Consider the following 25,909-nt stretch of genomic DNA (forward strand, 5'->3'; position numbering starts at 1 on the left):
GATCACCGCGCTGTCGTTGGTGCCATGGATGGTGACGGTGACGAGCTGGCTGTCGCTGCCGTCGGAGGAGACGGCGGTGAAGCTGTCGGTGATGGTGTCGCCGGCGCCGAGCTGCTGGATGGCGGCCTGGGTGTTGTCGGCGGTGTAGGTCCAGCTGCCGTCGGCGGCGAGGGTGAAGGTGCCATAGCCGTTGCTGCCGGCGGTGGCGGCCTGGGTGGTGAAATTGGCCTCGCCGGCGTCAACGTCGGTGATGGTCAGCAGTCCGTCGGCTGTCAGGTTGCCGGCAACGATGCCGTCGGCGCCATTGTCCTCGGTGACGTCGTCGGTCGAGACGCCGCCGATCACCGCGCTGTCGTTGGTGCCATGGATGGTGACGGTGACGAGCTGGCTGTCGCTGCCGTCGGAGGAGACGGCGGTGAAGCTGTCGGTGATGGTGTCGCCGGCGCCGAGCTGCTGGATGGCGGCCTGGGTGTTGTCGGCGGTGTAGGTCCAGCTGCCGTCGGCGGCGAGGGTGAAGGTGCCATAGCCGTTGCTGCCGGCGGTGGCGGCCTGGGTGGTGAAATTGGCCTCGCCGGCGTCAACGTCGGTGATGGTCAGCAGTCCGTCGGCTGTCAGGTTGCCGGCAACGATGCCGTCGGCGCCATTGTCCTCGGTGACGTCGTCGGTCGAGACGCCGCCGATCACCGCGCTGTCGTTGGTGCCATGGATGGTGACGGTGACGAGCTGGCTGTCGCTGCCGCCATGGCCGTCGTCGGCCGTGATCGTGTAGGTGAGGGTCAGCGTCTCGCCGGCGGCAAGAAAATCAAAGGCCTGGGGCGTCGAGTTGAAGGTCCAGGTCAGATTGTGGGTCTCGCCCGGATTGGCCGACAGCGATGCCGGCGACACCGTCAGCATGTTGATTACGGCGGCGCTGTTCAGTCCGCCGGTGGTGCCGCCGAGCGACACCGAGGTCACGCTCGCGCTCACCGTATCGGAAACATCTGCATCGTTCACCGTCAGCGTGCCGCTGGCGGTCAGGGGCGAATTGGTCTCGGTGAGCGACGCGGCGGCGCTGTCCGTGGTCACCAGATGGATGTCCGGCTTGTCGTTCGTGCCGGTGAACTGGATGGCGGCGGTGGCCCAGCTCAGCGTGCCGTTGCCGAGCTGGATGGCGTAGGTCACATAGTCGACAAGGACCTGTCCGGCGGCAAGCGACTGCAACAGTCCGTCGATGCTGGCCGTGCTGTAGTGGATCGTGCCGTCACTGGCTATCCAGATCTTGGCGCCCAGTTGGCTGGTGTCGGTGGTCCCGGCGGCTCCCGCGCTGTCGTTGGAGCTGGAGTATGTAATGTCCTTGGTCAGCAGGTCCGCCGGCGCATATGTCTTCGTCGCTGTCGAGGCACTGATGGTGTCGTCGATGGAGTAGAGAGTCTTGGCCGCGCCGCCCAGGTCGTTCGCCAGCACATTCAGAATCAGAATGCCAGTCGCATCTTCCGAATAGAGGAAGGTGTCATCCTTGGCCTGCGGTGTGTTGGAAAAAGACGTCGTGGTGCCGCCGGCACCGGTGACCTGAGTAGCCATTTTTCACCCCTGTTGTTTAACGACAGACGCCCCACCGCCTGTCGACCCCATTGAAAGACCAGCCGCTTCTTGACTGAAAATGTTGCACAGCCGGCGCGCAGATACCGGCAGACATCGATTGTATCAGCGCACCAGAGGGCCCCGATGCCGGCGCTGAGCTACGGCCAGCAAAATGCGTGGCCGGTCACAGGCGGGTGGTGGCTCAAATGGTGATGGCTGCGGCGAAAGCGATCGCCGCGCTGCGTCTCCCCAGCCCCTTTAGCGTCGCTTAACCCGTTGTTGCCGGTCGGGGGCCATTTTATTCGACGCTTATATTAGGGTATTATTAACCCTGTCAGCGAGGAGGCGTCAACATCCTGCTTGGCATAACAGTTAATATTACGGCCGCTACTCATTTCAGCGCATGGCCGCAGGACCGGTTGCGCGGCAATCGACGCATCCGGAAGATAGGCTGCGCCGGTAGAGACCCCGTGGTTCAGCTCCGCCTTGCCGCTCTTTTCCTCGTGCGGCCAAGAAGGCAGGGGCCGATGGCCCGGCGGCGTTGCCTGGCAGAGGCGCGTTTCGCAAAGCAGTCGCGGGCATCAGAATCCGATCAGGCCGCCGCCTTTCAGGCCAAGCATCCGGCGCTTCGGCCGCACCGCGATCTCGTGGCCGAACTCGGTGAGCCGGTCGGCGAGAGCTAGCTTCCCGCCAACGACAGGCCGCTGGCGCGTTCGCGCAGCAGGGCCAGCAACTCGCTTCGGCGCGCCTCGGGCGTGTCGACGGGCAGGACGAAACAGAGCGTCTTGTTGATGGCGCCGTGGCCGTCCTGGATCGGCGCGGCCATGCACCAGGTGAAGCGGTCAGCGAGTGCCGCGGTCTCGCTGAAGCCCTGCTGGCGCGCCAGTTCGACGTCGGCGAAGAATTCTTCCGCAGGAATGATCCGGCCGTCGGGCAGTTTGTAGTCGCCGGCGGGAATGAAGCTCTTCAGCTCTTCCTTGCCCATATGGCCGACCAGCAGACGTCCCGACGCCGTCCACGGAATCGGCACCTCGACGCCGACATCGCTGGAAATGCGGAACGGTCCGGGCGAATCGCGGCAGTCGAGGACGACGTATTTGTTGCCGCGCAGCCCACACATCTGAACCGTCTCGCCGGTCTCCGCCGCCATCCTGTCCAGCGTCTCCAGGATGCGCCGGTAATGCGCGTTGTGGTGCGAATAGGCCCAGCCGAACAGGTGCATCGCCCGGCCGAAATAGACATAGCCCTCGGTGCCGACAGTCTCGAGCATCTCGGCTTCGAGCAGGCGGTTGACGATCTCGTAGGTGGTCGAGCGCGGCGCACCGATCATCTTGGCGAGGTCGCCGACGCGCACCGGCGCGCGGTGCCTGAGCAGCGCCTCGAGCAGCATGATGACGCGGTCGATGCCACGGCGCCGCTCGCCACCTTGCGGTGACGCACCGCCAGCCTCGATCAGATCGGTCTTGCCATCGCTCATTTCAGCCGCCCGAAATCATTTTTAAGTCCTCGTCTCAAGACGCTTGAAAGAAGTCAAGGCTCGGTCTAGCATCCCTTCTGTCCGATATACAGACATGATGTCTGAAATACCGGACAGATTAACGAGCCGGACAGAGAAGTCCAGACGAAAAAACGGGCGGTTCCGCAACGCGGCAACCGGCGGGTTTTGTCGTCCCGACCCCGCGCGCCCGGACACAACCACTGAAGGGGAACAGTCATGATGAAATCGTCGTTTTTCGCATCCGCCAGCGCCCTTTGCCTCGGTCTCGTCCTGGCCCTGGGCGTAGGCTCGCAAGCCAATGCCGCCGCCAAATGCATCAAGGGCGACCGCAAGGCGCCGTACACGATCGGCTGGGCCAACATTTATTCGGTGCCGACCTGGATGAAGCAGACGCAGGGCACCATCGAGGCCGAGGTCGAGGCGCTGAAGAAGCAGGGTCTGGTCGACAAGCTGGTGGTGACCGACGCCCAGGGCGACGCCAACGTCCAGATCCAGCAGATCCAGTCGATGATCGATTCCAATGTCGACGCCATCATCCTGATTGCCGGTTCCTCGACCGCCCCGGCGCGCGTCATCGCCGACGCCTGCGCCAAGGGCATCGCCATCATCAATTTCGACAGCCTCGTCGACACCGACCAGGTGACCGCCAAGGTCAACACCGATTCCTCGCAGTGGGGCGACCAGGCCGCCAAATTCCTGATCGACGCCATCGGCGGCAAGGGCAAAATCCTGATCCTCAACGGCCCGGCCGGCGTCTCGGTCAGCGACGACCGCCGCAAGGGCGCCGATGCCGAGCTCAAGGCGCATCCCGATGTGAAGGTCCTGGCCGAGACCAACACGCCCTACAATGTCGCACCGGCGCAGGAAGCCGTCACCAGCCTGCTGTTCGCCAATCCCGAGATCGACGGCATCCTGTCGCTTGGCGGCGCGCTGTCGGCGGGCGCGGTGCTGGCGCTCGACAAGCAGGGCCGCGACCAGGTGCCGATCACCGGCGAGAACGCGCGCCAGTTCCTCGAACTGTGGAAGGAAAAGGGCCTGAAGAGCTGGGCCACCATGCAGCCGAACTGGCTCGGCGCCTTCGCCACCTACACCGCTGTCCAGGCGCTTGAAGGCAAGGACGTGCCGGCCTTCGTCAAGATCCCGCTGCCGGTGATCGACAATTCCAACATCGACGAATACCTCGCCAGGGCCAAGGATTTCCCGGCTGACGGCTACATCTATTCGCCCTACGATGAGGAGCTGTTCAAGAAGCTGCTGGCGCAGAAATAAGCCGGAAGGGTTGTAGCATTGACAACCAGGGCTCCGCTCCTTGCCGCGCGGGGGGTGTCGAAGGCTTTCTTCGGCAACCCCGTCCTGCGCGAGGTTTCGATCGCTCTCCAGCCCGGCCGCGTGCATGCGCTGCTCGGCGAGAACGGCGCCGGAAAGTCGACGCTGATCAACCTTCTGTCCGGCGCGCTGCGCCCGGACGGTGGGACGATCGAGGTCGACGGGCGCGCCGTCGCGCGCATGACGCCGGCGCTGGCGCGGCAGGCGGGCATTGCCGTCGTGCAGCAGGAACTCAGCCTGACGGCCAGCCTTTCGATTGCCGAGAACATCGGCCTCGGCGCCTATCCGAAGCGCTTCGGCCTGGTCGACTACAATGAGCTCGCCGCCCGGGCCAGGGCGGCGTGCGGCCTCGTCGGGCTGCACGAGCCGCTGTCGACGCCGGTCGGGCATCTGCCGCTCGGGCGCCGGCAGATGGTGGAGATCGCCAAGGCGCTCTACCGCCGGCCGCGCGTGCTGATCCTTGACGAGCCCACCTCGTCGCTGTCGGCGACGGAAACGAAAATCCTGACAGACCTTCTTGAACGGTTGCGTCGGGAAGGCATCGCCATCCTCTATATCTCGCACCGGCTGAACGAAGTGATGGCGCTCTGCCAGCATGTCACGGTGCTGAAGGACGGCACCTGCACGGCGGACCGCTCGCTGGACGGAACCGATGCCGCCGGGCTGGTGCGGCTGATGGTCGGCCGCGACCCCGGCGATCTCTTTCCCAGGTGGCAGCCTTCCGCGTCGACGGCCACGGCGATCTCGGTCCGCAACTTCTCGGCCGGCCTGATGCGCGACGTCGATCTCGACATCAGGACGGGCGAGGTGCTGGGCATCGGCGGCCTGGTTGGGCAGGGGCAGGAGGATCTGCTGCTCGGCCTCTACGGCGCCATTCCGGCAAGGACGGCTTCGGCGAGCGTCAATGGCGCGTCGGGCCTGCCCGGGGGCGTGCCGAAGGCCAATGCGCTCGGCCTCGCCTATGTGCCGGCCGACCGCAAGCGCGAGGGACTGCATCTGATCCACCCGATCATCACCAACATGATGCTGCCTGCTTTCGCGCGACTGCCGGCGCTGAAGCTGCGCAGCCGCCTGGCTGAGCGCAAGACGGCAAAGGGCCTTGCCGCGCAGCTTGCCATCAAGGGCGATCTCGAACGGCCGGCGCAGGCGCTTTCCGGCGGCAACCAGCAGAAAGTGGCGCTGGCGAAATGGATGCCGCACGATCCGCTGGTCCTGCTGCTCAACGACCCGACGCGCGGCGTCGATGTCGAGACCAAGCGCGAGATCTATTTGATGCTGCGCGCCTTCGCCGCCGCCGGCAAGGCCGTCGTACTGCTCAGCTCCGACACGCCGGAATTGGTGCATCTGTGCGACCGCGTGGCGGTGGTGCGGGAAGGCCGCATCGTCGCCACCCTCGAGCGCGCGGCGCTGAGCGAAGAAGCCATCGTGTCGGCGGCGATGGGCGCCGAGAAGCAGGAGGTCGCGGCATGAGCATTTCTTCCTCCGCGAAACCTGCCGGCTCGCTCTACTGGCCGGTGCAAGCGCGCCGCAACATCGGCGTGCGCAGCCTGTTCGTCGTCGTGCTGGCGTTTCTCATCGCCTACGGCGTGCTGTTCCCCGGTCTGTTCACGGCCTCCGGCTTCGCCAAATTCACCCAGAGCTGGTTTCCGCTGGCGCTGGTGGCGATGGCGCAGGCGATCCTCATGCTCGCCGGCGGCATCAGCCTGGCGATCGGCGCCACCGTCAGCCTCGGCGCCGTCATCGCCGCGACCACCATGGCCGGGCCGCTCGGCGTCGCCGGCGGCGCTGCTGCCGTTGCAGTGGCCGGACTCGGCATCGGGGCCGTCACCGGCTTCATCGTGGTGCGGCTTCGCCTGCCGGCGATCGTGGTGACGCTCGCCGGCTCCTTCATCATCGGCGGGGCCGCGCTGCTGGTCCTGCCGCGGCCAGGTGGCGCCATCCCGGAATGGCTCTCCGACCTGCTGGCCGGCGATACCCCCGCAGCCTTCGTGCTTCTGGTGATGATTGTCCTGCTGTGGAAGCTCTATCTGGCGACGCCGCTGGGATTGAGCCTCTATGCCGCCGGCGAGAATCCGGTCGGCGCCTATCGGTCCGGCGTGCCGGTCGATATGGCGCGCGTCGCCGCCTATGCGATCAGCGGCCTGCTCTCGACCAGCGCCGGCCTCTTCGTCGCGGCGCAGACGGGCTCGGGCGATCCGGTGATCGGCAACGCCTTCACGCTCAACTCCATCGCCGCCGCCGTGCTCGGCGGCATCGGCTTCCTCGGCGGGCAGGGCACCATGCGCGGCGCGCTGGCCGGCAGCCTGCTGCTCAGCCTGATGATCAGCGTCATGTTCTTCCTCGGCTTCACGCCGGTGGCGCAGTATGTCGCGCAGGGGCTGATCATCATCGGCGCCGTCGCCATCCCGCAATTTCGCAAGGTGCAGCCATGACAGCCTGGAACGACAGCGCGGGCGGCAGGCGCGCCGTGGCGATCCTGAAGAGCCGGCCTTTCCTTACCGTCGCCATCGTCGCGGCGGTCTGGATCGGCGCGAGCTTCGCCTCGCGTGGCTTCGGCGCCTATGGCCATCTGCGCTATCTGGTCGAACTTGGCGCCGTGATCGGCCTGGTCGCTGCGGGCCAGACCTTCGTCGTGATCGCCGGCGGCATCGATCTTTCCGTCGCGGCGATCGTCACCGTCAGCGCCATCAGCCTGCCGTTGCTGTCATGGCAGGCCGATCCGACCGGCCTTGCGCCGGTCCTCGCGGTGGTTGCGCTGACCACAATGATCGGCCTGGTCAATGGACTTGGCGTCGCGCTGCTGCGCGTTCATCCGATGATCATGACGCTGGCCATGGCGACCTTCCTGCAGGGTCTGCTGATCATCATTGCGGGCGGCAGCGCCGTTACGGCCGAAAACCCGCTCGTCCATTGGCTCGGCAATGCGCGGCCGGCCGGGATTCCCGCGGGCATTCTGCTCTGGGTGGCCGTTTCCGCGATCGTGCTGACGGTCATGCACGCCACGCCTTTCGGCGCGCGCATCTTCGCCATGGGCGCCAATCCGCTTGCCGCTACCCTGTCCGGCGTGCCGGTAACGTTGACGACGCTTGCCGTCTACGGCATCAGCGGCTTCACCGCGGGGCTCGCCGGCGTGCTTGTGCTCGGCATGAACGGACAGGGCTATGTCGGGATCGGCGATCCCTACCTGCTTGCCTCGATCGCGGCGGTGGTGCTCGGCGGCACGTCCATTCTCGGCGGGCTCGGCACCTATGCCGGGACCATTCCCGGCGCGATCCTGCTGGTGACGATCACCGCGCTGATCACCGTCGTCAACGCATCGCCCGGCTGGCGCAGCATCCTGTTCGGCTCGCTGATCCTCGGCCTGCTGCTTCTCTCAGGCAGGGAGCAGGCCCGCCGATGACAATTCGTCCAGCCGGTAGATGCGCCTTGCGGTGTCGAAAAACAGCGCCGCCTGCTCGTCCGCGGAAAGGCCAGCCGAAATGGCTTTGAAGCTGTCATACACCTCATCGAACGAGGCATGCAGGCCGGCGACGGGAAAGTCGGAACCGAACATGGCGCGCTTCGTGCCGAAGCAGTCGATGCAGTGCAGGACCACCGGCCGCAGGCTGTCGAGCGTCCAGTCATGATCGTAGGCGACGAGGTCGGAGATCTTGACGGCGACGTTGTCGCGCTGCGCCAGCAGGCGCAGCCCGTCGCGCCACCTGCGCATGCCGTCGGCGTCACGGTCGATCGGGCTGCCGCAATGGTTGAGGACGAATTGCTGGTCCGGAAACGCCGCGGCGAGGCGAGCGGCGTCAGCCAGTTGGCGCGGGAACACCATCAGGTCGAAGGAGAGACCGTAGCGCCCGAGCAGCTTCAGTCCGGAGCGCCAGGCCGGATCGTCCATGATGCCGTCGCGGGCGGCGAAGCGGCGCGCCGGATCAGGATCCCAGCTCAGAATGTCGCGGACGCCGACGACGCGGTCGAACGCGGCCTGCGCCTCGAACAGCGCCGGCGCCTGCCGGCTGGCCAGCGGCACATGGACGACATAGCGTGCAGGGATGCCCCGCGACTTGCCGAGCGTCTCCAGCCAGCGCGTCTCGCCCACGCAGTCGTCGGTGGCCCAGCCGGCTTCGACATGCACGCTGGCGACGACATCGTGCCGGCCGGCGTCGCGGAGGTAATCGTCGGGAAGATAGTTGCGACGCAACGGGCCAAGCTCGCCGAGGCCGCCGCGTTCGCCGGCCGTGGCGTTCAGCCAGGGGTGCCGGCCGAGGCCGAGGTCCCAGAGATGATGATGGGCGTCGATGATCGGTCCGGAGTAGGGGGCTGGCACGCGTTTCTCGCAGGCTGTGGGGAGCGCCGGCAATCGGTCAGGCCCTCGTTTGGCGATGGCGCAAGAGGTAGCATTCGATGAGCGAGAACACATCGGCTCCGCCGCTTGCCGTGCATGAAAATTTTTGGCTCGACGACCGCATTCGCGGCGTGCCGCCCGGCACGGCCGCGCTAGACAGCAGCCATGTCGGACTGCAAGGCTGGCATCCTGCTGGTGGCCGCATGTCGCTGCCTTTGCTGACGCTCGACGAGGCCGCCTTCGCGTCAAATCGCGACCTGTTCCTGCGCTATGTCCGTGGGCATGGCGCAGAGATCGCGCCGCATGCCAAGACGCCGATGGCGCCCGATCTTGCTCGGTCACTGGTCCAGGCTGGCGCGTGGGGCACCACGGTCGCCGACATCAGGCAGGCCACGGTGATGCTCAAGGCCGGATTGACGCGGCTGATCATCGCCAACGAGGTCGGCGGCACGGGCGGCGCGAGCCGGCTCGCGGCGCTCGCCGCTGCCTGGCCGAGCGCCGACTTCTATGTCTTCGCCGACTCGGTCGCCGCCGTGAACGCGCTGGCGCAGGCCTGGCTCGCCAATGCTGCGCTTGCTCCGTTGCGCGTGCTGGTCGAGCTTGGCGCGGCGAGGGCAGGTGCGCGAAGCACCGCCGAGGCCGAGGCGATCGCCGATGCGATCGCGGCGACCGGCGGACGCTTGCTGATCGCAGGCGTTGCGACCTATGAAGGGGCAGCCGCGCAGCCCGATCCGGTGCGCACCGACGAGGTCGTCTCGGCGCTGCTGGCGAATGTCGGCGACATGTTCCTCAGGCTGCGCGCCCGTGTCGGCGGCGAGGCGCCGCTGATCATGACGGCCGGTGGTTCGGTCTTCTTCGACAAGGTGGTCGCGGCGCTTTCGCCGCTTGCCGCGAAGGACGGCAACGCGAGGCTGGTGCTGCGCAGCGGCGCCATCTTCTTCCACGACCATGGCGTCTACGACCGATCGCTGGGCGCGGTCGATGCCCGCAACGGTTTTGCCGTCGATGGCGCCGGCGCTTCGGCGCGGCGTTCGTTCCGCCCGGCGCTGCGCATCTGGGCGGAGGTGCTGTCGCGGCCGGAGACCGGTCTCGCCATCTGCGGCATGGGCATGCGCGACGTCTCGTTCGACCAGGGCTTCCCGAAGCCGCTCACGGTCTATCGCGGCGGCCAGTCGCTTGCGGTGCCGCTAAGAGGCGAGGTCGTGAAACTCAACGACCAGCACGCCTTCCTGTCGCTTCAGCCGGACGATGACATCGCCGTCGGCGACGTCATCGAATTCGGCATTTCGCATCCTTGCACCTGCCTCGACCGCTACCGCGTCATCTTCGGCGTCGATGGGAGCGGGCATGTGACGCACGCCTTCCCGACCTATTTCGGCTGACCAGGGCCACAAGAAGAGAACCTCGAAAGGATCCGACATGATCAAATACTTCCAGTCTGGCTCCCGAATGTCGCAGGCCGTCGTCTATGGGGGCATGGTGCACATAGCAGGACAGGTCGCCAACGACCGCAAGGCCGGGATCGAGGCGCAGACCAGCGATGTGCTGGCCAAGATCGAGTCGCTGCTCATCGAAGCCGGCAGCAGCAAGTCGAAGCTCGTAGCGGTCAACATCTTCCTGCCGCAGATCGGCGACTTCGATGCGATGAACAAGATCTACGATGCCTGGGTGGACCCAACGCGGCTGCCTGCCCGCGCCTGCGTCGAGGCGCGGCTGGCCGATCCGGACCTGCGCATCGAGGTCACGGCGGTCGCGGCTGTCTGAGGGGGGAGCCATGCATACCGGCCTCGTCCATACGCTCGATTTCGACCGCGACGGCAAGACGCTCGCGCACTTGAGCATTCCGTTCTCGATCGACCGCTCGCCCTATTTCCAGGTCAAGGTGCCGATCTGCCTGATCCGCAACGGCGAAGGCCCGTCGCTGCTTTTGATGGCCGGCAATCACGGCGACGAATATGAGGGCGAGTTGTCGTTGGCCAAGCTTGTGCGCAGGCTCGATCCCAAGCGGATCAGGGGTCGCGTCACCATCCTGCCGATGGCGAACGCGCCGGCGGTGATGGCCGCCAAGCGCTGCTCGCCGCTCGACGGCGGCAACCTCAACCGCGCCTTTCCGGGCGATCCCTCGGGCACGCCGACCAGCCGGCTGGCCAATTTCCTCGAGACCAAGCTGTTTTCCCGCCACGACGTCGTCTTCGACATCCATTCCGGCGGCACCTCGATGGAGCATCTGCCGACGGCGTTGGTCGAACGCAATGCCGAGCCCGAGCGCCACCGGCGCGGCTTCGATTTGATGCGCACGCTCGGCATGCCCTATGGCTTCATTGCCGACAATGGCACAGCCTCGCCAACCTCGATGGGTGCCGCGCGCCGGGCCGGCGCCGTCGGTGTCAGCGGCGAGTTCGGCGGCGGCGGCACGGCGACGGTGGATTCCATGGCGCTCACCGCGCGCGCACTCGACAGGCTGATGGTGGCGCTGGGCGTGGTCGAGGCCCCTGTGCTCGCGCCGGATGCCAAGGCTGCCGCTCCAACGCGCCTGCTTTCGCTATCCCGCCACAGTCAGGGCATTTATGCGACGCGGCGCGGCTGGTTCGAGCCCGCCGTCAGGCTCGGTGACAGCGTGAGCGCTGGACAATTGGCCGGCTGGTATCACGACCTCGAACGGCTTGATGTCGACGAGGAAGCCTTGCATTTCGCCGAGAGCGGCATCGTGCTGTCGCGCCGGCTGCACACGATGTGCGAGGCTGGCGACTGTCTGATGCAGGTGGCCGAGCCGGTCGAAGGCTGAAGACCGAGGCTCCTGGCCTCACTACGAACTCGAGGATCAGCATGCAGCTATCGATGTGGACCTATCCCTGGGACATCCAGGATCTCGGCCTTGAGACGGTTGAACGCGATCTAACCCAGCGCGCGGGACTGAACATGATCAGCCTCGCCACGTCCTACCATGCCGGGCGGTTCCTGCAGCCGCGCAGCCCGCGCCGGAAGGCCTACTTTCCGGAGGACGGCACCATCTACTTCCAGCCGACGGCGGCGCGCTGGGCCGACCTTGCCATCCAGCCCAAGGTGGCCGATGTGATCGGCGAAGGCGGCGACGTGCTCGGCCAGCTCGTGCGCCGTCGCGAGGCGGGCCGGCCTGGGGTCTCGTGCTGGACAGTTTGCCTGCACAACACCCGCCTCGGCATGCTTCACCCCGAGGCCGTCACCCGCAACGCCTTCGGCGATGCCAACTACTACAATCTCTGTCCCTCGCATCCGGACGCGCGCGCCTATGTCCGCGCGCTGGTCGCGGATATCTCGCACGGCTACAGGCCGGACAGGATCGAGCTCGAGAGCCCATCCTTCATGGGCTTTGCGCATGAGTACCATCACGAAAAAGATGGTGTCGGCCTGACGCCGGAGGACGATTTCCTGCTGTCGCTGTGCTTCTGCCCATCCTGCCTGGATCGCGCCGCCAAGGCCGGTGTCGATGGCGAGCCGGCGCGAAAGCTGGTCAGGCAATGGATCGCCGAGGCCTGCGAGCGCGCCGTGCCCGAGCGGCGCTTTCCCGACTTTCCGGCAAGCGGGCTCGATACCTTCCTGCCGTGGCCGGAACTTCACGCCTATCTCGCCTGGCGCTTCGAGCCGGTGACCAGCCTGGTCGCCGAGCTGCGCGAGGTGGCGCACCCGTCAACCAGGGTCGTCATCATCGATCTGAAGGAGGGCTGGCTCGGCGGCTGCGATCTCGCCGCGCTCGGCAAGGTCTGCGATGGGGCGATCCTGTGCGCCTATGACATGCAGGCGGGCGATGTCGCTGGACTGCTCGAAGCCGGACGCGCGGCGCTCGGCCCGGAAAAGTTCCTCGGCACCGGCTACCGGCTCTTTTATCCGGAGATGGCCGGCGCGGACGTGCTCGCTGCCAAGGTGAAGCCGGGGAGGGCGCCCGGCGTCGACGGCATCAACTTCTACAATTACGGCCTCGTTCCCGCCGCGCGGCTCGACTGGGTCGGCGCGGCGCTGTCAGCTTGAGAAGCGGAACCCGGAACGATCTGCCGGCTGATGCATTTTGGCCCTGTGCCAATCAGCTGGAGACATCATGCGAATTGCCCATGTCGCGCCGCTCTATGAGTCCGTGCCGCCGAAACTCTATGGCGGCACCGAGCGGATCGTCTCCTACCTGACGGAAGCGCTGGTGGCGCTGGGGCACGAGGTGACGCTGTTCGCCAGCGGCGACAGCCGCACCTCCGCGAGGCTCATCCCTGGCCGGGAATGCGCGCTTCGCCTCGACCCGCGCCCGAAGAAATCGGAGATAGCAGCGCATCTGGCGATGCTGGCCGAGGTCCGCGAGCGAGCGCACGAGTTCGACCTCATCCACTTCCATCTCAGCCATTTCCTGCATTTTCCCTTCTTCGCGGATATGGCCGGACGGACGGTGACGACGCCGCATGGCAGGCTGGACTATGTCGATCTGGCGCCCGCCTACCGGCGCTTCCCGCGCTTTCCGATGATCTCCATCTCGCGCAGCCAGAGAGCGGGGCTGGCCGAGGCCAACTGGCTGGCGACGATCCACCACGGATTGCCGATCGATATCTACCGGCCCGCTTTCGAGTCGACGAAGGAGGAACCGTACCTTGCCTTTCTTGGTCGGCTTTCGCGCGACAAGCGGCCTGACCGCGCCATCGAGATCGCGCGCCGCTCGGGGTTGAAGCTGAAGCTGGCGGCCAAGATCGGCGACGACGACCGCGCCTATTTCCATGACGAGATCGAGCCGCTGATCGACGGTGACCGCGTCGACTATGTCGGCGAGATCGCCGAGCACGAGAAGGCCGACTTCCTCGGCAAGGCGGCCGGCCTGCTGTTCCCCATCGATTGGCCGGAGCCGTTCGGCCTTGCCCCGATCGAGGCGATGGCCTGCGGCACGCCGTCGATTGCCTGGAATCGCGGCGCCTTGCCGGAGATCATCGACCAGGGCGTGACTGGATTTGTCGTGGAGTCGATGGACGAGGCGATCGAGGCAGTGCCGGCGCTGCTTCGGCTGGACCGTCGAAAGGTCAGGGCGGCCTTCGAAAAGCGCTTTTCCGCCACCAGAATGGCTCGCGACTATGCAGCGGCCTATGCGCGCCTCATCGGCGGTTCAGCCGAAGCGAAGGCGTCGTGAGAGGCGCAGCCTGATCCGGGGGCGAAACAAACGGGAAGAAACCGATGACAGAGCTCGACGAGCGCAAGCTTGATCCCGCCGTTGCCCTTGCCTCGCTGGACGAGACCGCGCCGCGCGAACCGCACCGGCTGTTCGCGCTGAAGCAGGGCGACTGCTTCGTGGTGGCCGATGCCTATGGCGACATCAGGGGCGCAGGTGACGGCTTCTTCCGCGACGACACGCGCGTGCTTTCGGAGTTCCGGCTGACCGTCGGCGGCCGGCAGACCTCGCTGCTCGGCGCCTCGCTCAGCCAGGACAATGTGCTGTTCACCAGCAACCTCACCAATCTGCCGATCCAGAGCGCCGGCGGGCGAGACATTTCACAAGGTGCAATCCATGTCGAGCGCGTCAGGCTGATCTGGCAAGACCGGCTGTTCGAGCGCATCACGCTTTCCAATTACAGCCAGGAGACGTCGGCGATCCGCGTTTCGCTGCACTTTGCCGCCGACTTCCGCGACATGTTCGAAGTGCGCGGCTCGACACGGGCAAAGCGGGGCACCGCGCACGCGGCCAAGATCGATGCGACGTCGGTGCTGCTTCGCTATGACGGGCTGGACGGGCTGGCGCGCCTGTCGGCGATATCGTTCTCTCAGGCGCCCGATCAACTGACGGACAGCCGCGCCGATTTCCTCGTCGCGGTGACCAAGCGTTCCAGCAAGGTGCTCTATGTCGAGGTCGGTTCGGAGGTTGTCGAGACCCCGGATCGCGATCGCTTCCGCGCCGCAGCGGCCCGCGCCCGTTTCGGGATGCGGGCAAAGCGCCGCCACGGCGCCACGGTGCACAGTTCGGGCCGCGTCTTCAACGACTGGGTCGAGCGCGCCCGCGCCGATGTGGCGCTGCTCACCACCGAACTCGCGACAGGGCCCTATCCCTATGCCGGCATCCCCTGGTTTTCGACGGCATTCGGCCGCGACGGGGTGATCTCGGCACTGCAGATGCTCTGGCTCAACCCCGGTCTGGCGCGCGGCGTGCTTGCCTTCCTCGCCCAGCACCAGGCGACCGAGACGTCGCCGTTCAGCGATTCACAGCCGGGCAAGATCATGCACGAAACCCGCAAGGGCGAGATGGCGGCGCTGCGCGAGCTTCCCTTCGGGCGTTACTATGGCGGCGTCGACACCACGCCGCTCTACATCCATCTCGCCTGCGCCTATGCGGAGCGCACCGGCGACATGGACTTCATCGACACGCTGTGGCCGTCGCTCAAGGCCGCGGCCGAATGGACTGAAGAGGCGAGCCGGGAGACCGGGTTCGTCACCTATCAGCGCGCTGCCGAATCCGGCCTCGCCAACCAGGGCTGGAAGGACAGTTTCGACTCCGTCTTCCATGCCGACGGCCGCATCCCCAAAGGACCAATCGCGCTGGTCGAGGTGCAGGGCTACGTCTTTGCCGCGTTCCGGGGGCTGGCGGCGCTGGCACGGCGCCGGGGCGGATATGCGGAGGCCGAGCACTGGGAGGAACGGGCCGAGGAAATACGGATCGCGGTCGAGCGCGATTTCTGGGTGGACGACCTGAATTTCTATGCGCTGGCGATCGACGGCGCCGGTGAGCCCTGCAAGGTGCGGACGTCGAATGCCGGGCATCTTCTGTTTGTCGGGTTGCCCCAGCCCGAGCGGGCAAAGCTGGTCGCCGACCAATTGCTTTCGGCTCCCTTCCATTCGGGCTGGGGCCTGAGGACGCTTGCCGACGACGCCGTGTTCTTCAACCCGATGTCCTATCACAACGGTTCGATTTGGCCGCATGACACCGCCATCTGCGGCGTCGGCCTGGCGCGCTATGGCGAGCGCGAAAGCGTGGTGCGGCTGATGAGCGGCACGTTCGAGTCCGCCGTGCATTTCAACATGCGGCTGCCGGAACTGTTCTGCGGCTTCACCCGCGCGCCGGGCGAGGCGCCCATCGCCTATCCCGTCGCCTGCCTGCCGCAAGCCTGGTCGGCCGGCTCCGCCTTCATGCTGATGCAGGCCTGCCTCGGCCTGGAAATCGATGGGTGGGAGGGCGAGGTCCGCGTCACGCGGCCAAGGCTGCCGATCGGCATCGACATGCTTACACTTCGGCACCTGACCGTCGGCGACCGGGCGGTCGACCTGACATTCCAACGCGTCGGCGACCGGGTCGTCGCCTTCCTTGCCGACCGGCATGAGGGGTTGGTGCCGCTCATCGTGCGAACTTAGCCAAGGGTTCGCTCGCCGCCTGACAAATGTCGGAACCGATGGTCCGTTTGTGCGTTGCACAATCACACCGGACGCGCGGCAGTCTGTTCCGTCGCCCGGCAAGGTGTCGAAAACAAGAAGAATGAGGCCTGCGGCGGCCGGTGGCAAATTGGCGTATCAATGACTGATCAAGGCATCGACTTGCTGTGGAGCCTGCTCCTGGTAAGTCTTGGACTTTCCGCTCTTGCGGTGTTTTTTTCCATATCCCGACATCGACGCAATTCCACGCCTGCGACCGTGCACGTCGCTGGCGAGGACGTGGCTTCCGAAGCGGCGCGCAAAGTACTTCGGGAATTCGAGAAGAACGGCCAGTCGGTCGACGCGGCGCTGGTGACATGGTCGCCCGAAACCTTACGCAAGATCCTTCACGAGGACCTGCCGGAGGCGCAGGTGATCGTGGTTTCCAACCGCGAGCCTTACATCCACAACACCAAGGGCGACGGCGTCGAACTCGTCGTGCCGGCGAGTGGGCTGGTTTCGGCGATGGAGCCGATCACGCGCGCCTGCGCCGGCACCTGGATCGCCTATGGCGGCGGCACGGCGGACCGCCAGATGGTCGACGGTGACGACCGGGTGCAGGTGCCGCCCGACAAACCGTCCTACACCCTGCGCAGGGTGTGGCTCACCGAGGAGGAATATCAGGGCTACTATCTCGGCTTCGCCAATGAAGGTCTCTGGCCGCTCTGCCATATCGCTTTCACAAGGCCGATCTTCCGCGAGTCGGACTGGGACGCCTACGAGGCGGTCAACCGCAAGTTCGCCGACACCGTGGTCGCCGAGGCGCGCAACGAGCGGCCGATCGTGCTGGTCCAGGACTATCACTTCGCGCTTCTGCCGCGCATGATCCGCGAGCGCCTGCCCGAGGCGATCGTCATCACCTTCTGGCACATTCCGTGGCCGAACTCGGAAGTCTACAGCATCTGCCCGTGGCGGGAGCGTATCCTGGACGGGCTGCTCGGCAGTTCGATCATCGGTTTCCATACCCAGTTCCACGCCAACAATTTCACCGAAAGCGTCGACCGCTTCCTCGAAAGCCGGATCGAACGGGCGGACGCCGCCATTTCCTACGGCGGCCAGACGACGCTGGTGCACGCCTATCCGATCTCCATCGAATGGCCCCTGCAGCTTCTGGCCAAGCTGCCCGATGTCGCTGAGTGCCGTGCGCGCGTCCGCGACCGGTTCGGGCTGCCGGCGGATGCGAAGCTGTGCATCGGCGTCGAGCGCCTCGACTACACCAAGGGCATTCTCGATCGCTTTCATGCGCTGGAGGAATTGTTCACCAGGCATCCCGAGCTGATCGGCAAGGTCGTGTTCCTGCAGATTGCGGCTCCCAGCAGGGGCACGCTGCCTGCCTACAGGCAATTGTACGACGAATGCATGCGCTATGCCGACGACCTCAACCTGCGTTATGGCGCAGACGGCTATCGGCCGGTCGTCATCGTGGCCGAGCATCATTCGCAAAAGGCGGTCTACGAGATCTACCGCGCCGCCGATATCTGCATGGTCACCAGCCTGCATGACGGCATGAACCTGGTCGCCAAGGAATTCGTCGCAGCGCGCGACGACGAGCAAGGCGTGCTTCTGCTCTCGACCTTTGCCGGCGCCTCGCGCGAGTTGCTGGAAGCACTGATCGTCAACCCCTACGACGCGGCGATGATGAGCGCGGCCCTCTCGCAGGCGCTGACCATGTCGGCCGAGGAGCAGCGCGAGCGGATGCGTAGGATGCGCGAGATCGTGCGCGACAACAATGTCTACCGCTGGGCCGGAAGCATGCTTCTGGACGCGGCGCGCCTGCGCAAGCGCGGCGAGCTCGACCGCGTCACGGCCAGCGCCGAGCGCCTGGCCACCCCCGACAACGTCGTCCCCATCTTCGAACGCAAACAGGTAGCCGGACTCCGATGAATCTTCAGCCAGAGTTGACGCCACGCCTCCCCGAAGGCCGATGGGCGTTGTTCCTCGACATTGACGGCACCTTGCTGGAGCACGCCGCCCATCCGGACGCCGTGTCGGTCAGCGAGGAGCTTCGCCTTCTGCTGCAGACGATCGAGCGCCGGCTGGACGGCGCGCTTGCCTTCATCACCGGCCGCTCGGTCGCGGCGGTCGACCGACTGTTCGATCCGCTGAAGCTGCGCACTGCTGGTCTCTACGGACTGGAGCACAGACTTGCCCCTGGCGGCCCTGTCGAGGCCGCTGACGAACCGGCGGACATGGCGGCGCTCGCCGACGAGATCGAGCTGGAGCTGGCGAGCCAGGCCGTCTATGTCGAGCGCAAGGGCCCGGTGCTCGCCGTCCATACGCGCGCCGCGCCGCATCTGCTTGCGCGGGCGACGAAGCTCGTCGAGCAGGCTCTGGACCGGCTGCCGAAGGGATATCGTGTGATCGCCGGCAATGCCGGGGTCGAGCTGATGCCGCTCGAGGCGGCCAAGGGTGCCGCCATCAGGAGGTTCATGGACATTCCACCCTTTGCCGGGCGACGGCCGGTTTTCCTCGGCGACGACACATCCGATGAAAACGGCTTCGAGACGACCAATGCCGCGGGCGGGATATCCATCCGGATCAAGCCTCGGGGACCAACGGCGGCACGCCATGTCATTGCCGATGTCACCGGCGCGATCGGCTGGCTTCAGGACAATTTCGGCGATCTCGCCATCGAGACTGGCCGGGGCGAAGCCCGACGCAGCCGCGGACCATGAGCTGGCTGTCGCCAATAGGCCTGGTCGTGGAAAAATTGTTCGGGACCGGCGCCGCCGAAAGCCGATTGTTCCTTTTATCGGGCCCTGAAGTCTATCAAACTTGTAGACATTAACGCGAACCCATCCGCGGCGTGAAGGTGCCTGAGCATGCCCAATCCCACCGTTGTCGGCTTTTCCGGCAATTTCACCCGACCCTCCAAGACCCGGGGCTTTGTCGAACAGGTCGTGAAGGATATTGCCCGTCAGCATGGCCTGTCGGCCAGCACCTATGATGTGGAGGATCTCGGCCCGTCGCTCGGCCAGGCGAAATGGGCGCGCGATCTCGACGAGCAGGCCCGCGCCATTCTCGACAAAGTCATCAATGCCGATGTGCTGGTGGTCGGCTCGCCGACCTACAAGGGCAGCTATACCGGCCTGTTCAAGCACTTCTTCGACCTGATCGATCCGGCCGCCCTGCGCGGCAAGCCTGTGGTGCTTCTGGCGACCGGCGGCGGCGAACGGCATGCGCTGATCGTCGAGCACCAGTTGCGGCCGCTGTTCGGCTTCTTCGAGGCGCTTGCCCTGTCGACGGCGGTCTATGCCACCGACAAGGATTTCGCCGACGGCGTGCTGCGCTCCGAGCCGATCCTGAAGCGCGTCGCGCAGGCGGTGGGCGAAGTCGGGCTGGTGCTTGCCAATCGCTCCGGGGCGAGTGTCGCCGCGGAATAGGGGCACGCCAGAGCAATCAGGCGGGAAACAGGAATGCGGCGGCCGGGTCGAAAAAGACCTGCCGTCGGCTTGCCGTCGCATCGTGCGACGCCATGGCCGACGATGTCGGCCTGATGTCGATCTCCTGCCCGGCGGCGGTGCGCGCGACGATGCGGCGGCGCTCGCCGTAGAAGGCGACATCGACGATCTCGACGGCAAGCTCGGCGCTTCTCGGACCACGCTCCAGGCGAAACGCTTCCGGCCGGATCATCAGCCTGGCCTTTTGTCCGCTGCCGAAGCTGCCATTGGCGTTGATGCCTGAGAGCACCGAGCCGTCGGCAAGCCGGATGGTCGCGGCGCCGCCGACGGTTTCCAGATGCTCGGCGGCCAAAAAATTCGAATTGCCGATGAAGCCGGCAACGAAATCGGTCGCGGGCCGAAGGTAGAGATCCTCGCCGGTGCCGATCTGCTCGATGCGGCCATCCCTGAACAGCGCGATGCGGTCGGACAGATGCAGCGCCTCCTCCTGGTCATGGGTGACATAGAGGATGGTGACGCCGGTCTCGCGGTGGATGCGGCGTATTTCGGCCTGAATCTCCTCGCGCAGTTTCTTGTCGAGGGCCGAAAGCGGCTCGTCCATCAGGAGGATCGGCGGATCGTAGGCCAGCGCGCGGGCAAGCGCGACGCGCTGCTGCTGGCCGCCGGACAGCGCGCCGGGAAGCCGTTCGGCGAAACTTTCGAGCCGCACCAGCGAGAGCATGTCGGCGACCTTGCGCTTGACCTCGGCGTCGGGCCGGCGGCGGACGCGAAGTGGGAAGGCGACGTTTTCGGCGACGCTCAGATGCGGAAACAGCGTGTAGCGCTGGAAGACCATGCCGATGTTGCGCTTGTGCGAGGGCACCGCAAGCAGCGACTTTCCCTGCAACCGGACATCGCCGGAGGTCGGGTCCTGGAAGCCGGCGATCGCATAGAGCGTCGTCGATTTTCCCGAACCTGACGGGCCGAGGAAGGTCAGGAATTCGCCTTTGGGGATCTCCAGCGTCACGTCATGAACGGCGACGAAGGCGCCGAAAGCCTTGCGCAATTTGCGGATCGACAGGAAAGGCTCGGTCATGTCGGCAACTTTCGGCGCAAGAGTGCCGTCACCACCATGAGGGCGAGCGTGAGCCCGACCAGCAGGCTGGAGGCGGCGGCGATGACGGGAGTGAGGTCGGAGCGGAGGCTGCCCCAGATCTTGACCGGCAAGGTCTGCAGGGTGGGGCTCGCCATGAAGATCGCCACGACCACCTCGTCCCAGGAGGCGAGGAAGGAGAAGATCGCGGCGGAGAAGATGCCGATGCGGATCGACGGCAAGGTGATCCTGAGCTTGGCCTCAAGTGGGCTGGCGCCGCAGACGATGGCCGCGTCCTCGATCGACTTGTCGAATCCTTCGAGCGCGGTGGCAATCGGGATGATGGCGAAGGGGAGCGCCAGCACGGTGTGGGCGATGACGAAGCCGACCGTGGTGCCGCCGAGGCCAAGGCGCAGGAAGAAGGCGTAGATGGCGATGGCGAAGACGACCACCGGCAGCACCATCGGCGTCAGCAGCAGCCCGCGCAGCATCTCGCGCCCACGGAACTCACCACGAACCAGCGCGAATGAGGCAAGCAGGCCGACGGCGACGGCAAGGATTGCCGTCAGGGCGGCGATGCGGGCGCTGGTGAGCGCCGCCTCGATCCAGGACGGGTCGGCGAACAGCTCCTGATACCATTTCAGCGTCCAGCCGGGCGGCGGGAAGGCCAGCCAGCGCGACGAGCCGAAGGAGAGCAGCACGATGAAGACAACAGGCAGAAGCAGGAAGGCGGCGACCAAAGCGGTGAAGGCGAGCAGCGCAGCCTTCAGCCAGCCCAGGCGGTCATAGTCGAGCAGCATCTCAGGCGCCTCCCGCGGGTCGCTTCGAGCCGACAAGGCGCAGTTGCAGCGCGTAGAGCGCCATGGTGACGACCAGCAGGATGAAGGCGGCGGCGCTGCCGAGGCCCCAGTTGAGCAGCGACTGGATCATCTGCGCGATCATCTCGGCAAGCATCATGTTCGACGTGCCGCCGAGCAGCGCCGGCGTGACGAAATAGCCGAGCGACATGACGAAGACCATCAGCCCGCCGGCGGCGATGCCGGGAAGCGAGAGCGGCAACAGGATGCGGCGGAACGCGGCGAGCGGGCTGGCGCCGCAAAGCGCTGCCGCGCGCAGCGTCATCGGGTCGATCGCGCGCAAGGTGCCGACCAAAGGCAGGATCATGAACGGCAGCATGATGTAGACCATGCCGATGGTGACGCCGGTGAGGTTGTTGATGAGCGGCAGCGGCTGGTCGGTGATGCCGATGGCCATCAGCGCCCGGTTGATCACGCCGGTGCGCTGCAAGAGCACCATCCAGGCATAGGTGCGGGTCAAGAGGTTGGTCCACATCGACAGGATGATGATGCCGAACAGGAGCGAGGCGAGGGCCGGCGGCATGATCGCCAGCATCCAGGCCACCGGAAAGGCGACGAGAACGGTGACGACGGTGACGACGAAGGCGACCAGGAAGGTGTTGAAGAACACCCGCGCGTAGGTGCCGTCGCCGAGCAGCGCCGCATAATTCTGCAGGCCGGGAGCCGGATCGGTGACGCTGCGTAGAAGCAGCGCCAGGACCGGCACGACGAAGAAAAGCCCGATCAGGGTCAGCGCCGGCAGCAGGCCGGCGAGGCCTGCCGGAAGACGCATTCTGGCGATGCTCTGCTCAATTTCCACCGACATAGCGGTATCCCGGGTTGCGAAGCGGGACGGCGGAAGCCGTCCCGCTTCTGTCACGAGAAGGCGGGCGTTATTTCGCCTGCCAGGCGTACCAGCGCGTGGCGATCTCGTCGCGATGCTCGGCCCAGTAGTTCATGTCGAGGTTGATCTGGCCGTCGACATGGGCGTCGGGCAGACCCTTGACCACGTCGGCGGGCATCTCGGCCTTGGCCTTGGTGTTGATGGGCGCATAGCCGCTCGCCTCGGCGAACTTCGCCTGGCCGGTGGCGCTGCTCGCCGCGGCGAGGAACTTCATCGCCGTGTCCTTGTTCTTGGCGCCCTTCGGCACCACCAGAACGTCGGCGGCGGTCAGGTTCTGGTTCCAGGACACGCCGACATCGGCGCCGTCCTTCTCCAGCGCGAAGACGCGGCCGTTCCAGAGCTGGCCGAAGGCGGCCTCGCCGGAGGCGATCAGCTGCTGCGATTCAGCGCCGCCGCCCCACCAGACGATGTCGGACTTGATGGTGTCGAGCTTCTTGAAGGCGCGGTCGAGGTCAAGCGGATAGAGCTTGTCGGCCGGCACGCCGTCGGCGAGCAGCGCGATCTCGATGACGCCGGGCGCCGACCATTTGTAGAAGGTGCGCTTGCCGGGAAATTTCTTGGTGTCGAACATGTCGGTCCAACCGGCCGGCTCGCCGGAGACCGCGCCCTTGTTCCAGGCGAGCACGAAGGAATAGTAGAAGCTGCCGATTGCGTGCTCGTTGCTGAAGCGCGGATCGAGATCGTCCTTCGGCACGACGGCGAAATCGATCGGCTCGAGCAGCCCGTCCTTGGCCGCCTTGATGGCGAAGTCCATCTCGACGTCGACCACGTCCCAGGTGACGTTCTTGGCGTCGACCATGGCCTTCAGCTTGCCGTAGTCGGTCGGACCGTCCTGCAGCACCTTGACGCCGGCTGAAGCGGTGAACGGCTCGGCCCAGGATTTCGTCTGGGCTTCCTGGGTGGTGCCGCCCCAACTGGTGAACACCATTTCCTCGGCCTTGGCGGCCGTCGTTGCCATGAGGCCGGCAAGGATGCCGGCGAAAATCAGTTTCATGTCGTTCTCCTCTGACTTTGTGTGTTCCGTTTCTTGTTCTTCAGTGCACCGTCGCCATGCCGCCTCAGCGCATGACGAAGGGATCGGGGATCGGCTCGTCCGATGTGCGGATCCACACCGATTTCGAGCGCGTGTAGTCGCGGATGGCGTCGATGCCGCCTTCGCGGCCGAGACCGGACAGCCCGTAGCCGCCGAACGGAACCAGCGGCGAAACGGCGCGGTAGGTGTTGACCCAGACGACGCCGGCGTGGATGCCGCGGGCCATGCGGTGCGCTCTGGTGAGGTTGGTGGTGAAGACGCCGGAGGCGAGGCCGAAGGGCGTGTCGTTGGCTAAAGCCAGGGCCTCAGCCTCGCTGTCGAAGGCGAGCGCGCTGAGCACCGGTCCGAACAGTTCCTCGCGCACGCAGGCAAGCGCCTGGTCCTGCGCCTCGATGATCGTCGGCGCGTAGTAGAAGCCGTCCGCCTTGCCCTCGGGCCGTGCGCCGCCGGTGATGAGCCGGCCGCCGCCGGCCAGGCTTTCGGCGACGATCGTCTCGATCCGTTCGCGCTGGCGCAAGGTTGCGAGCGGCCCCATTTCGGTGGCGGTGTCCTGTGGATCGCCGATGGCAATCGCCTCGGCCTTGCGCTTCAGCCGGGCAAGGAATTCGTCCTTGACCGAGCGCTCGACCAGGAGGCGCGAGCCGGCGACGCAGCTCTGCCCGGTCGCGGCGAAGATGCCGGCGACGACGGCGTTGGCGGCGCTGTCGAGATCGGCGTCGGCGAACACGACAACGGGGCTTTTGCCGCCGAGTTCCAGCGTCGTATAGGCGAGGTTCTCGGCCGTGTTGGCGACGATCTGGCGGGCTGTCGAGGGGCCGCCGGTGAAGGCGACGCGGGCGACGAGCGGGTGGCTGGTCAGGCGGCGTCCGCAATCGTGGCCGAAGCCGGTCAGGATGTTGACGGCACCCGCCGGAAAGCCGGCCTCATGGACAAGCTCGGCAAAGGCGAGCAGCGGCGCCGGACCCTCCTCGGAAGCCTTGAGGATGACGGTGCAGCCGGCTGCCAGCGCCGGGCCGAGCTTGACCGCCGACAAAAAGAGCTGCGAATTCCAGGGCACGACCGCGGCAACGACGCCGATCGGCTCCGGCCGGACCGTGACCTCCATGTCGGGCTTGTCGATCGGGATGAAGGCGCCTTCGTGCTTGTCGGCGAGGCCGCCATAGTAGCGGTAATAGTCGCCGACATAGGCGATCTGGGCGCGCGTCTCGCGGATGATCTTGCCGGTGTCGCGCGTTTCCAGTTCCGCCAACCGGCCGGCATTGGCGGCGACGAGATCGCCGAGCCTGACCAGGAGCTTGCCGCGCGCCGTCGCCGTCAGCGAGGCCCAGGGACCGGAACGCAGCGCCCGATGCGCGGCCTCGACGGCGCGGTCGACATCGGCGACGCCAGCGGCCGGCATCGTCGCCCAGGGGGTGCCGGTCGAAGGATCGATGCTGTCAAAGGTCGCCGCCGCCTCGACGAACGCCCCATCTATATAATTCTTGAAGGCTACGGTGCTCATCGCGACCCCGCCTGGAAGGCCGGCATCACCCTGTCGATGAAGAGCCGCAGCGACTTCTTCTTGCGCTCATGCGAAAGGCCGCTGTCGATCCAGATCGAATACTTGTCGTAGCCCTGCGCTTCATAGGCCTTCAGCCTGGCGATCACCTCGTCGGCCTCGCCGATGACGAGGTTCTGCCTGATCTTGTCGGGCGCGTATTGCGGCATGGCCGCGATCTCGTCCTCGGTCAGCGGCTCCAGAATGCCCTGATGCACAGGCTTCTTGTTCTGGAACCAGGCGCCGAACTGGCAGTAGAACAGCGACAGATCCCGTGCCAGACGGTCGGCGTCGGCGGCGCCCTCGGCCACGAATGTGTGCATCAGCAGCATGATTTCCGGCCGCGCTATGTCCGGATGGGCCTCGCAGGCGGTGTTGAAGCGCTCCATCAGGCTCGCCACCTCGCCGTCGCCGGAGGCAAGTGGCGTCACTTGCACGTTGCATTTGTTGGCGACGGCGAAGTCGTGTGAATTCGGATCGCGGGCCGCCACCCAGATCGGCGGGTAGGGGGCTTGCAAGGGCTTGGGCGAGGAGGTGGTCGGCGGGAAGGACCAGAACTCGCCGGACAACTCGAAATCACCGTCCCAGAGGCCGCGCAGTGCCGGCACCATCTCGCGCATGCGCTGGCCTGCGCCCCAGGCGTCGAGCCCGGGAAAGAGCCGCTGATACTCATAGCTGTAGGCGCCGCGCGCGATGCCGATGTCGAGCCGGCCGCCGGTGATGATGTCGGTCATCGCGGCTTCGCCGGCGAGTTTGATCGGGTGCCAGAACGGCGCGATGATGGTGCCGGTGCCGAGGCGGATGCTTGAAGTCTTGGCGGCGAGATAGGCGATGTTGACGAACGGGTTCGGCGAGATGGTGAATTCCATGCCGTGATGCTCGCCGATCCAGGCGGCCTCGAAGCCTGCCTGCTCGGCCAGCACGACGAGTTCCTCCAGCTCCGTCAGCAGTTCGGATTGCGGCTTGGCCAGATCCGAGCGCTCCATATGGACGAAAAGCGAAAACTTCATC

22 protein-coding genes are annotated in these 25,909 nt (G+C 66.0%); 13 read left to right on the top strand and 9 right to left on the bottom strand.

Annotated features, from left to right (window positions below; all coding sequences use genetic code 11):
* Both EN786_RS08430 and EN786_RS08435 read right to left on the bottom strand, forming a co-directional pair.
* The coding region (locus tag EN786_RS08430; RefSeq protein WP_210236113.1) for a VCBS domain-containing protein at positions 1-1,560 on the bottom strand (1,560 nt) is incomplete at its 3' end.
* A 679-nt stretch (positions 1,561-2,239) separates the two neighbouring features.
* On the bottom strand, positions 2,240-3,037 hold the full coding sequence (locus tag EN786_RS08435; RefSeq protein ID WP_127283714.1) for an IclR family transcriptional regulator: 798 nt from the start codon (positions 3,035-3,037) through the stop codon (positions 2,240-2,242).
* 237 nt (positions 3,038-3,274) lie between these two features.
* Between EN786_RS08435 and EN786_RS08440 the strand changes: the two genes are divergently transcribed.
* Genes EN786_RS08440 through EN786_RS08455 form a run of 4 tightly spaced genes read left to right on the top strand, consistent with a single transcriptional unit; the run spans position 3,275 to position 7,784 of the window.
* Positions 3,275-4,327: an ABC transporter substrate-binding protein gene (locus EN786_RS08440; RefSeq protein ID WP_127283715.1), complete on the top strand. Its 1,053-nt coding sequence runs from the start codon at positions 3,275-3,277 to the stop codon at positions 4,325-4,327.
* Positions 4,328-4,345: 18 nt separating this feature from the next.
* Positions 4,346-5,854, top strand: coding sequence for a sugar ABC transporter ATP-binding protein (locus EN786_RS08445; protein WP_127311509.1), 1,509 nt, complete (start codon positions 4,346-4,348; stop codon positions 5,852-5,854).
* Positions 5,851-6,816 carry an ABC transporter permease gene (locus tag EN786_RS08450; RefSeq protein ID WP_127283717.1) on the top strand — a complete coding sequence of 322 codons (966 nt, stop codon included), beginning with the start codon at positions 5,851-5,853 and terminating at the stop codon, positions 6,814-6,816. Before EN786_RS08445 ends, EN786_RS08450 begins: the two co-directional genes overlap by 4 nt.
* A complete protein-coding gene (locus EN786_RS08455) occupies positions 6,813-7,784 on the top strand; it encodes an ABC transporter permease (protein ID WP_127283718.1) in 972 nt (323 codons plus the stop codon). Before EN786_RS08450 ends, EN786_RS08455 begins: the two co-directional genes overlap by 4 nt.
* Here the strand turns inward: EN786_RS08455 and EN786_RS08460 are convergent.
* Positions 7,758-8,699 carry an amidohydrolase family protein gene (locus tag EN786_RS08460; protein ID WP_127283719.1) on the bottom strand — a complete coding sequence of 314 codons (942 nt, stop codon included), beginning with the start codon at positions 8,697-8,699 and terminating at the stop codon, positions 7,758-7,760. The genes EN786_RS08455 and EN786_RS08460 overlap by 27 nt on opposite strands.
* Before the next feature lie 77 nt (positions 8,700-8,776).
* Between EN786_RS08460 and EN786_RS08465 the strand changes: the two genes are divergently transcribed.
* The 9 genes from EN786_RS08465 to msuE all read left to right on the top strand — a co-directional run bounded on the left by EN786_RS08465 (position 8,777) and on the right by msuE (position 19,498).
* Positions 8,777-10,099, top strand: a complete 1,323-nt coding sequence (locus EN786_RS08465) for an alanine racemase (protein WP_127283720.1) — start codon at positions 8,777-8,779, stop codon at positions 10,097-10,099.
* Positions 10,100-10,136: 37 nt separating this feature from the next.
* Positions 10,137-10,481, top strand: a complete 345-nt coding sequence (locus EN786_RS08470; RefSeq protein WP_127283721.1) for a RidA family protein — start codon at positions 10,137-10,139, stop codon at positions 10,479-10,481.
* A 10-nt stretch (positions 10,482-10,491) separates the two neighbouring features.
* Positions 10,492-11,502 (top strand): succinylglutamate desuccinylase/aspartoacylase family protein, encoded by a 1,011-nt coding sequence (locus tag EN786_RS08475; RefSeq protein WP_127311890.1) that lies wholly within the window; start codon positions 10,492-10,494, stop codon positions 11,500-11,502.
* A gap of 41 nt (positions 11,503-11,543) precedes the next feature.
* Entirely contained in the window at positions 11,544-12,722 is a 1,179-nt protein-coding gene (locus EN786_RS08480) for a hypothetical protein (protein WP_127283723.1), read from the top strand.
* Between the two features lie 67 nt (positions 12,723-12,789).
* Positions 12,790-13,851 (top strand): glycosyltransferase family 4 protein, encoded by a 1,062-nt coding sequence (locus EN786_RS08485; protein WP_135908157.1) that lies wholly within the window; start codon positions 12,790-12,792, stop codon positions 13,849-13,851.
* A gap of 44 nt (positions 13,852-13,895) precedes the next feature.
* Positions 13,896-16,058: an amylo-alpha-1,6-glucosidase gene (locus tag EN786_RS08490; protein WP_127283725.1), complete on the top strand. Its 2,163-nt coding sequence runs from the start codon at positions 13,896-13,898 to the stop codon at positions 16,056-16,058.
* 159 nt (positions 16,059-16,217) lie between these two features.
* On the top strand, positions 16,218-17,999 hold the full coding sequence (locus EN786_RS08495; protein ID WP_127283726.1) for a trehalose-6-phosphate synthase: 1,782 nt from the start codon (positions 16,218-16,220) through the stop codon (positions 17,997-17,999).
* A complete protein-coding gene (gene otsB, locus EN786_RS08500) occupies positions 17,996-18,790 on the top strand; it encodes a trehalose-phosphatase (RefSeq protein ID WP_127283727.1) in 795 nt (264 codons plus the stop codon). Before EN786_RS08495 ends, otsB begins: the two co-directional genes overlap by 4 nt.
* A gap of 147 nt (positions 18,791-18,937) precedes the next feature.
* Entirely contained in the window at positions 18,938-19,498 is a 561-nt protein-coding gene (msuE, locus tag EN786_RS08505; protein WP_127310866.1) for an FMN reductase, read from the top strand.
* A 16-nt stretch (positions 19,499-19,514) separates the two neighbouring features.
* Here msuE and EN786_RS08510 read toward each other — a convergent pair whose 3' ends face one another.
* From EN786_RS08510 to EN786_RS08535, 6 genes are all read right to left on the bottom strand, one after another.
* The gene (locus EN786_RS08510; RefSeq protein WP_127310867.1) at positions 19,515-20,591 is read right to left on the bottom strand and encodes an ABC transporter ATP-binding protein; all 1,077 of its coding nucleotides are present in this window, start codon (positions 20,589-20,591) and stop codon (positions 19,515-19,517) included.
* Positions 20,588-21,388, bottom strand: coding sequence for an ABC transporter permease (locus EN786_RS08515; RefSeq protein WP_127283730.1), 801 nt, complete (start codon positions 21,386-21,388; stop codon positions 20,588-20,590). Before EN786_RS08515 ends, EN786_RS08510 begins: the two co-directional genes overlap by 4 nt.
* Position 21,389: 1 nt before the next feature.
* Positions 21,390-22,250 carry an ABC transporter permease gene (locus tag EN786_RS08520; protein WP_135908159.1) on the bottom strand — a complete coding sequence of 287 codons (861 nt, stop codon included), beginning with the start codon at positions 22,248-22,250 and terminating at the stop codon, positions 21,390-21,392.
* A gap of 67 nt (positions 22,251-22,317) precedes the next feature.
* Positions 22,318-23,322 carry an ABC transporter substrate-binding protein gene (locus EN786_RS08525; RefSeq protein WP_127311878.1) on the bottom strand — a complete coding sequence of 335 codons (1,005 nt, stop codon included), beginning with the start codon at positions 23,320-23,322 and terminating at the stop codon, positions 22,318-22,320.
* A 64-nt stretch (positions 23,323-23,386) separates the two neighbouring features.
* Entirely contained in the window at positions 23,387-24,862 is a 1,476-nt protein-coding gene (locus EN786_RS08530; RefSeq protein WP_127311877.1) for an aldehyde dehydrogenase, read from the bottom strand.
* Entirely contained in the window at positions 24,859-25,908 is a 1,050-nt protein-coding gene (locus tag EN786_RS08535; protein WP_135908161.1) for an LLM class flavin-dependent oxidoreductase, read from the bottom strand. The genes EN786_RS08530 and EN786_RS08535 overlap by 4 nt, the downstream gene beginning before the upstream one ends.
* Between the last annotated feature and the right edge of the window lies 1 nt (position 25,909).

The organism is Mesorhizobium sp. M4B.F.Ca.ET.143.01.1.1 (assembly GCF_004792275.1).
In the GTDB taxonomy this organism is placed as follows: Bacteria; Pseudomonadota; Alphaproteobacteria; order Rhizobiales; family Rhizobiaceae; genus Mesorhizobium; species Mesorhizobium abyssinicae.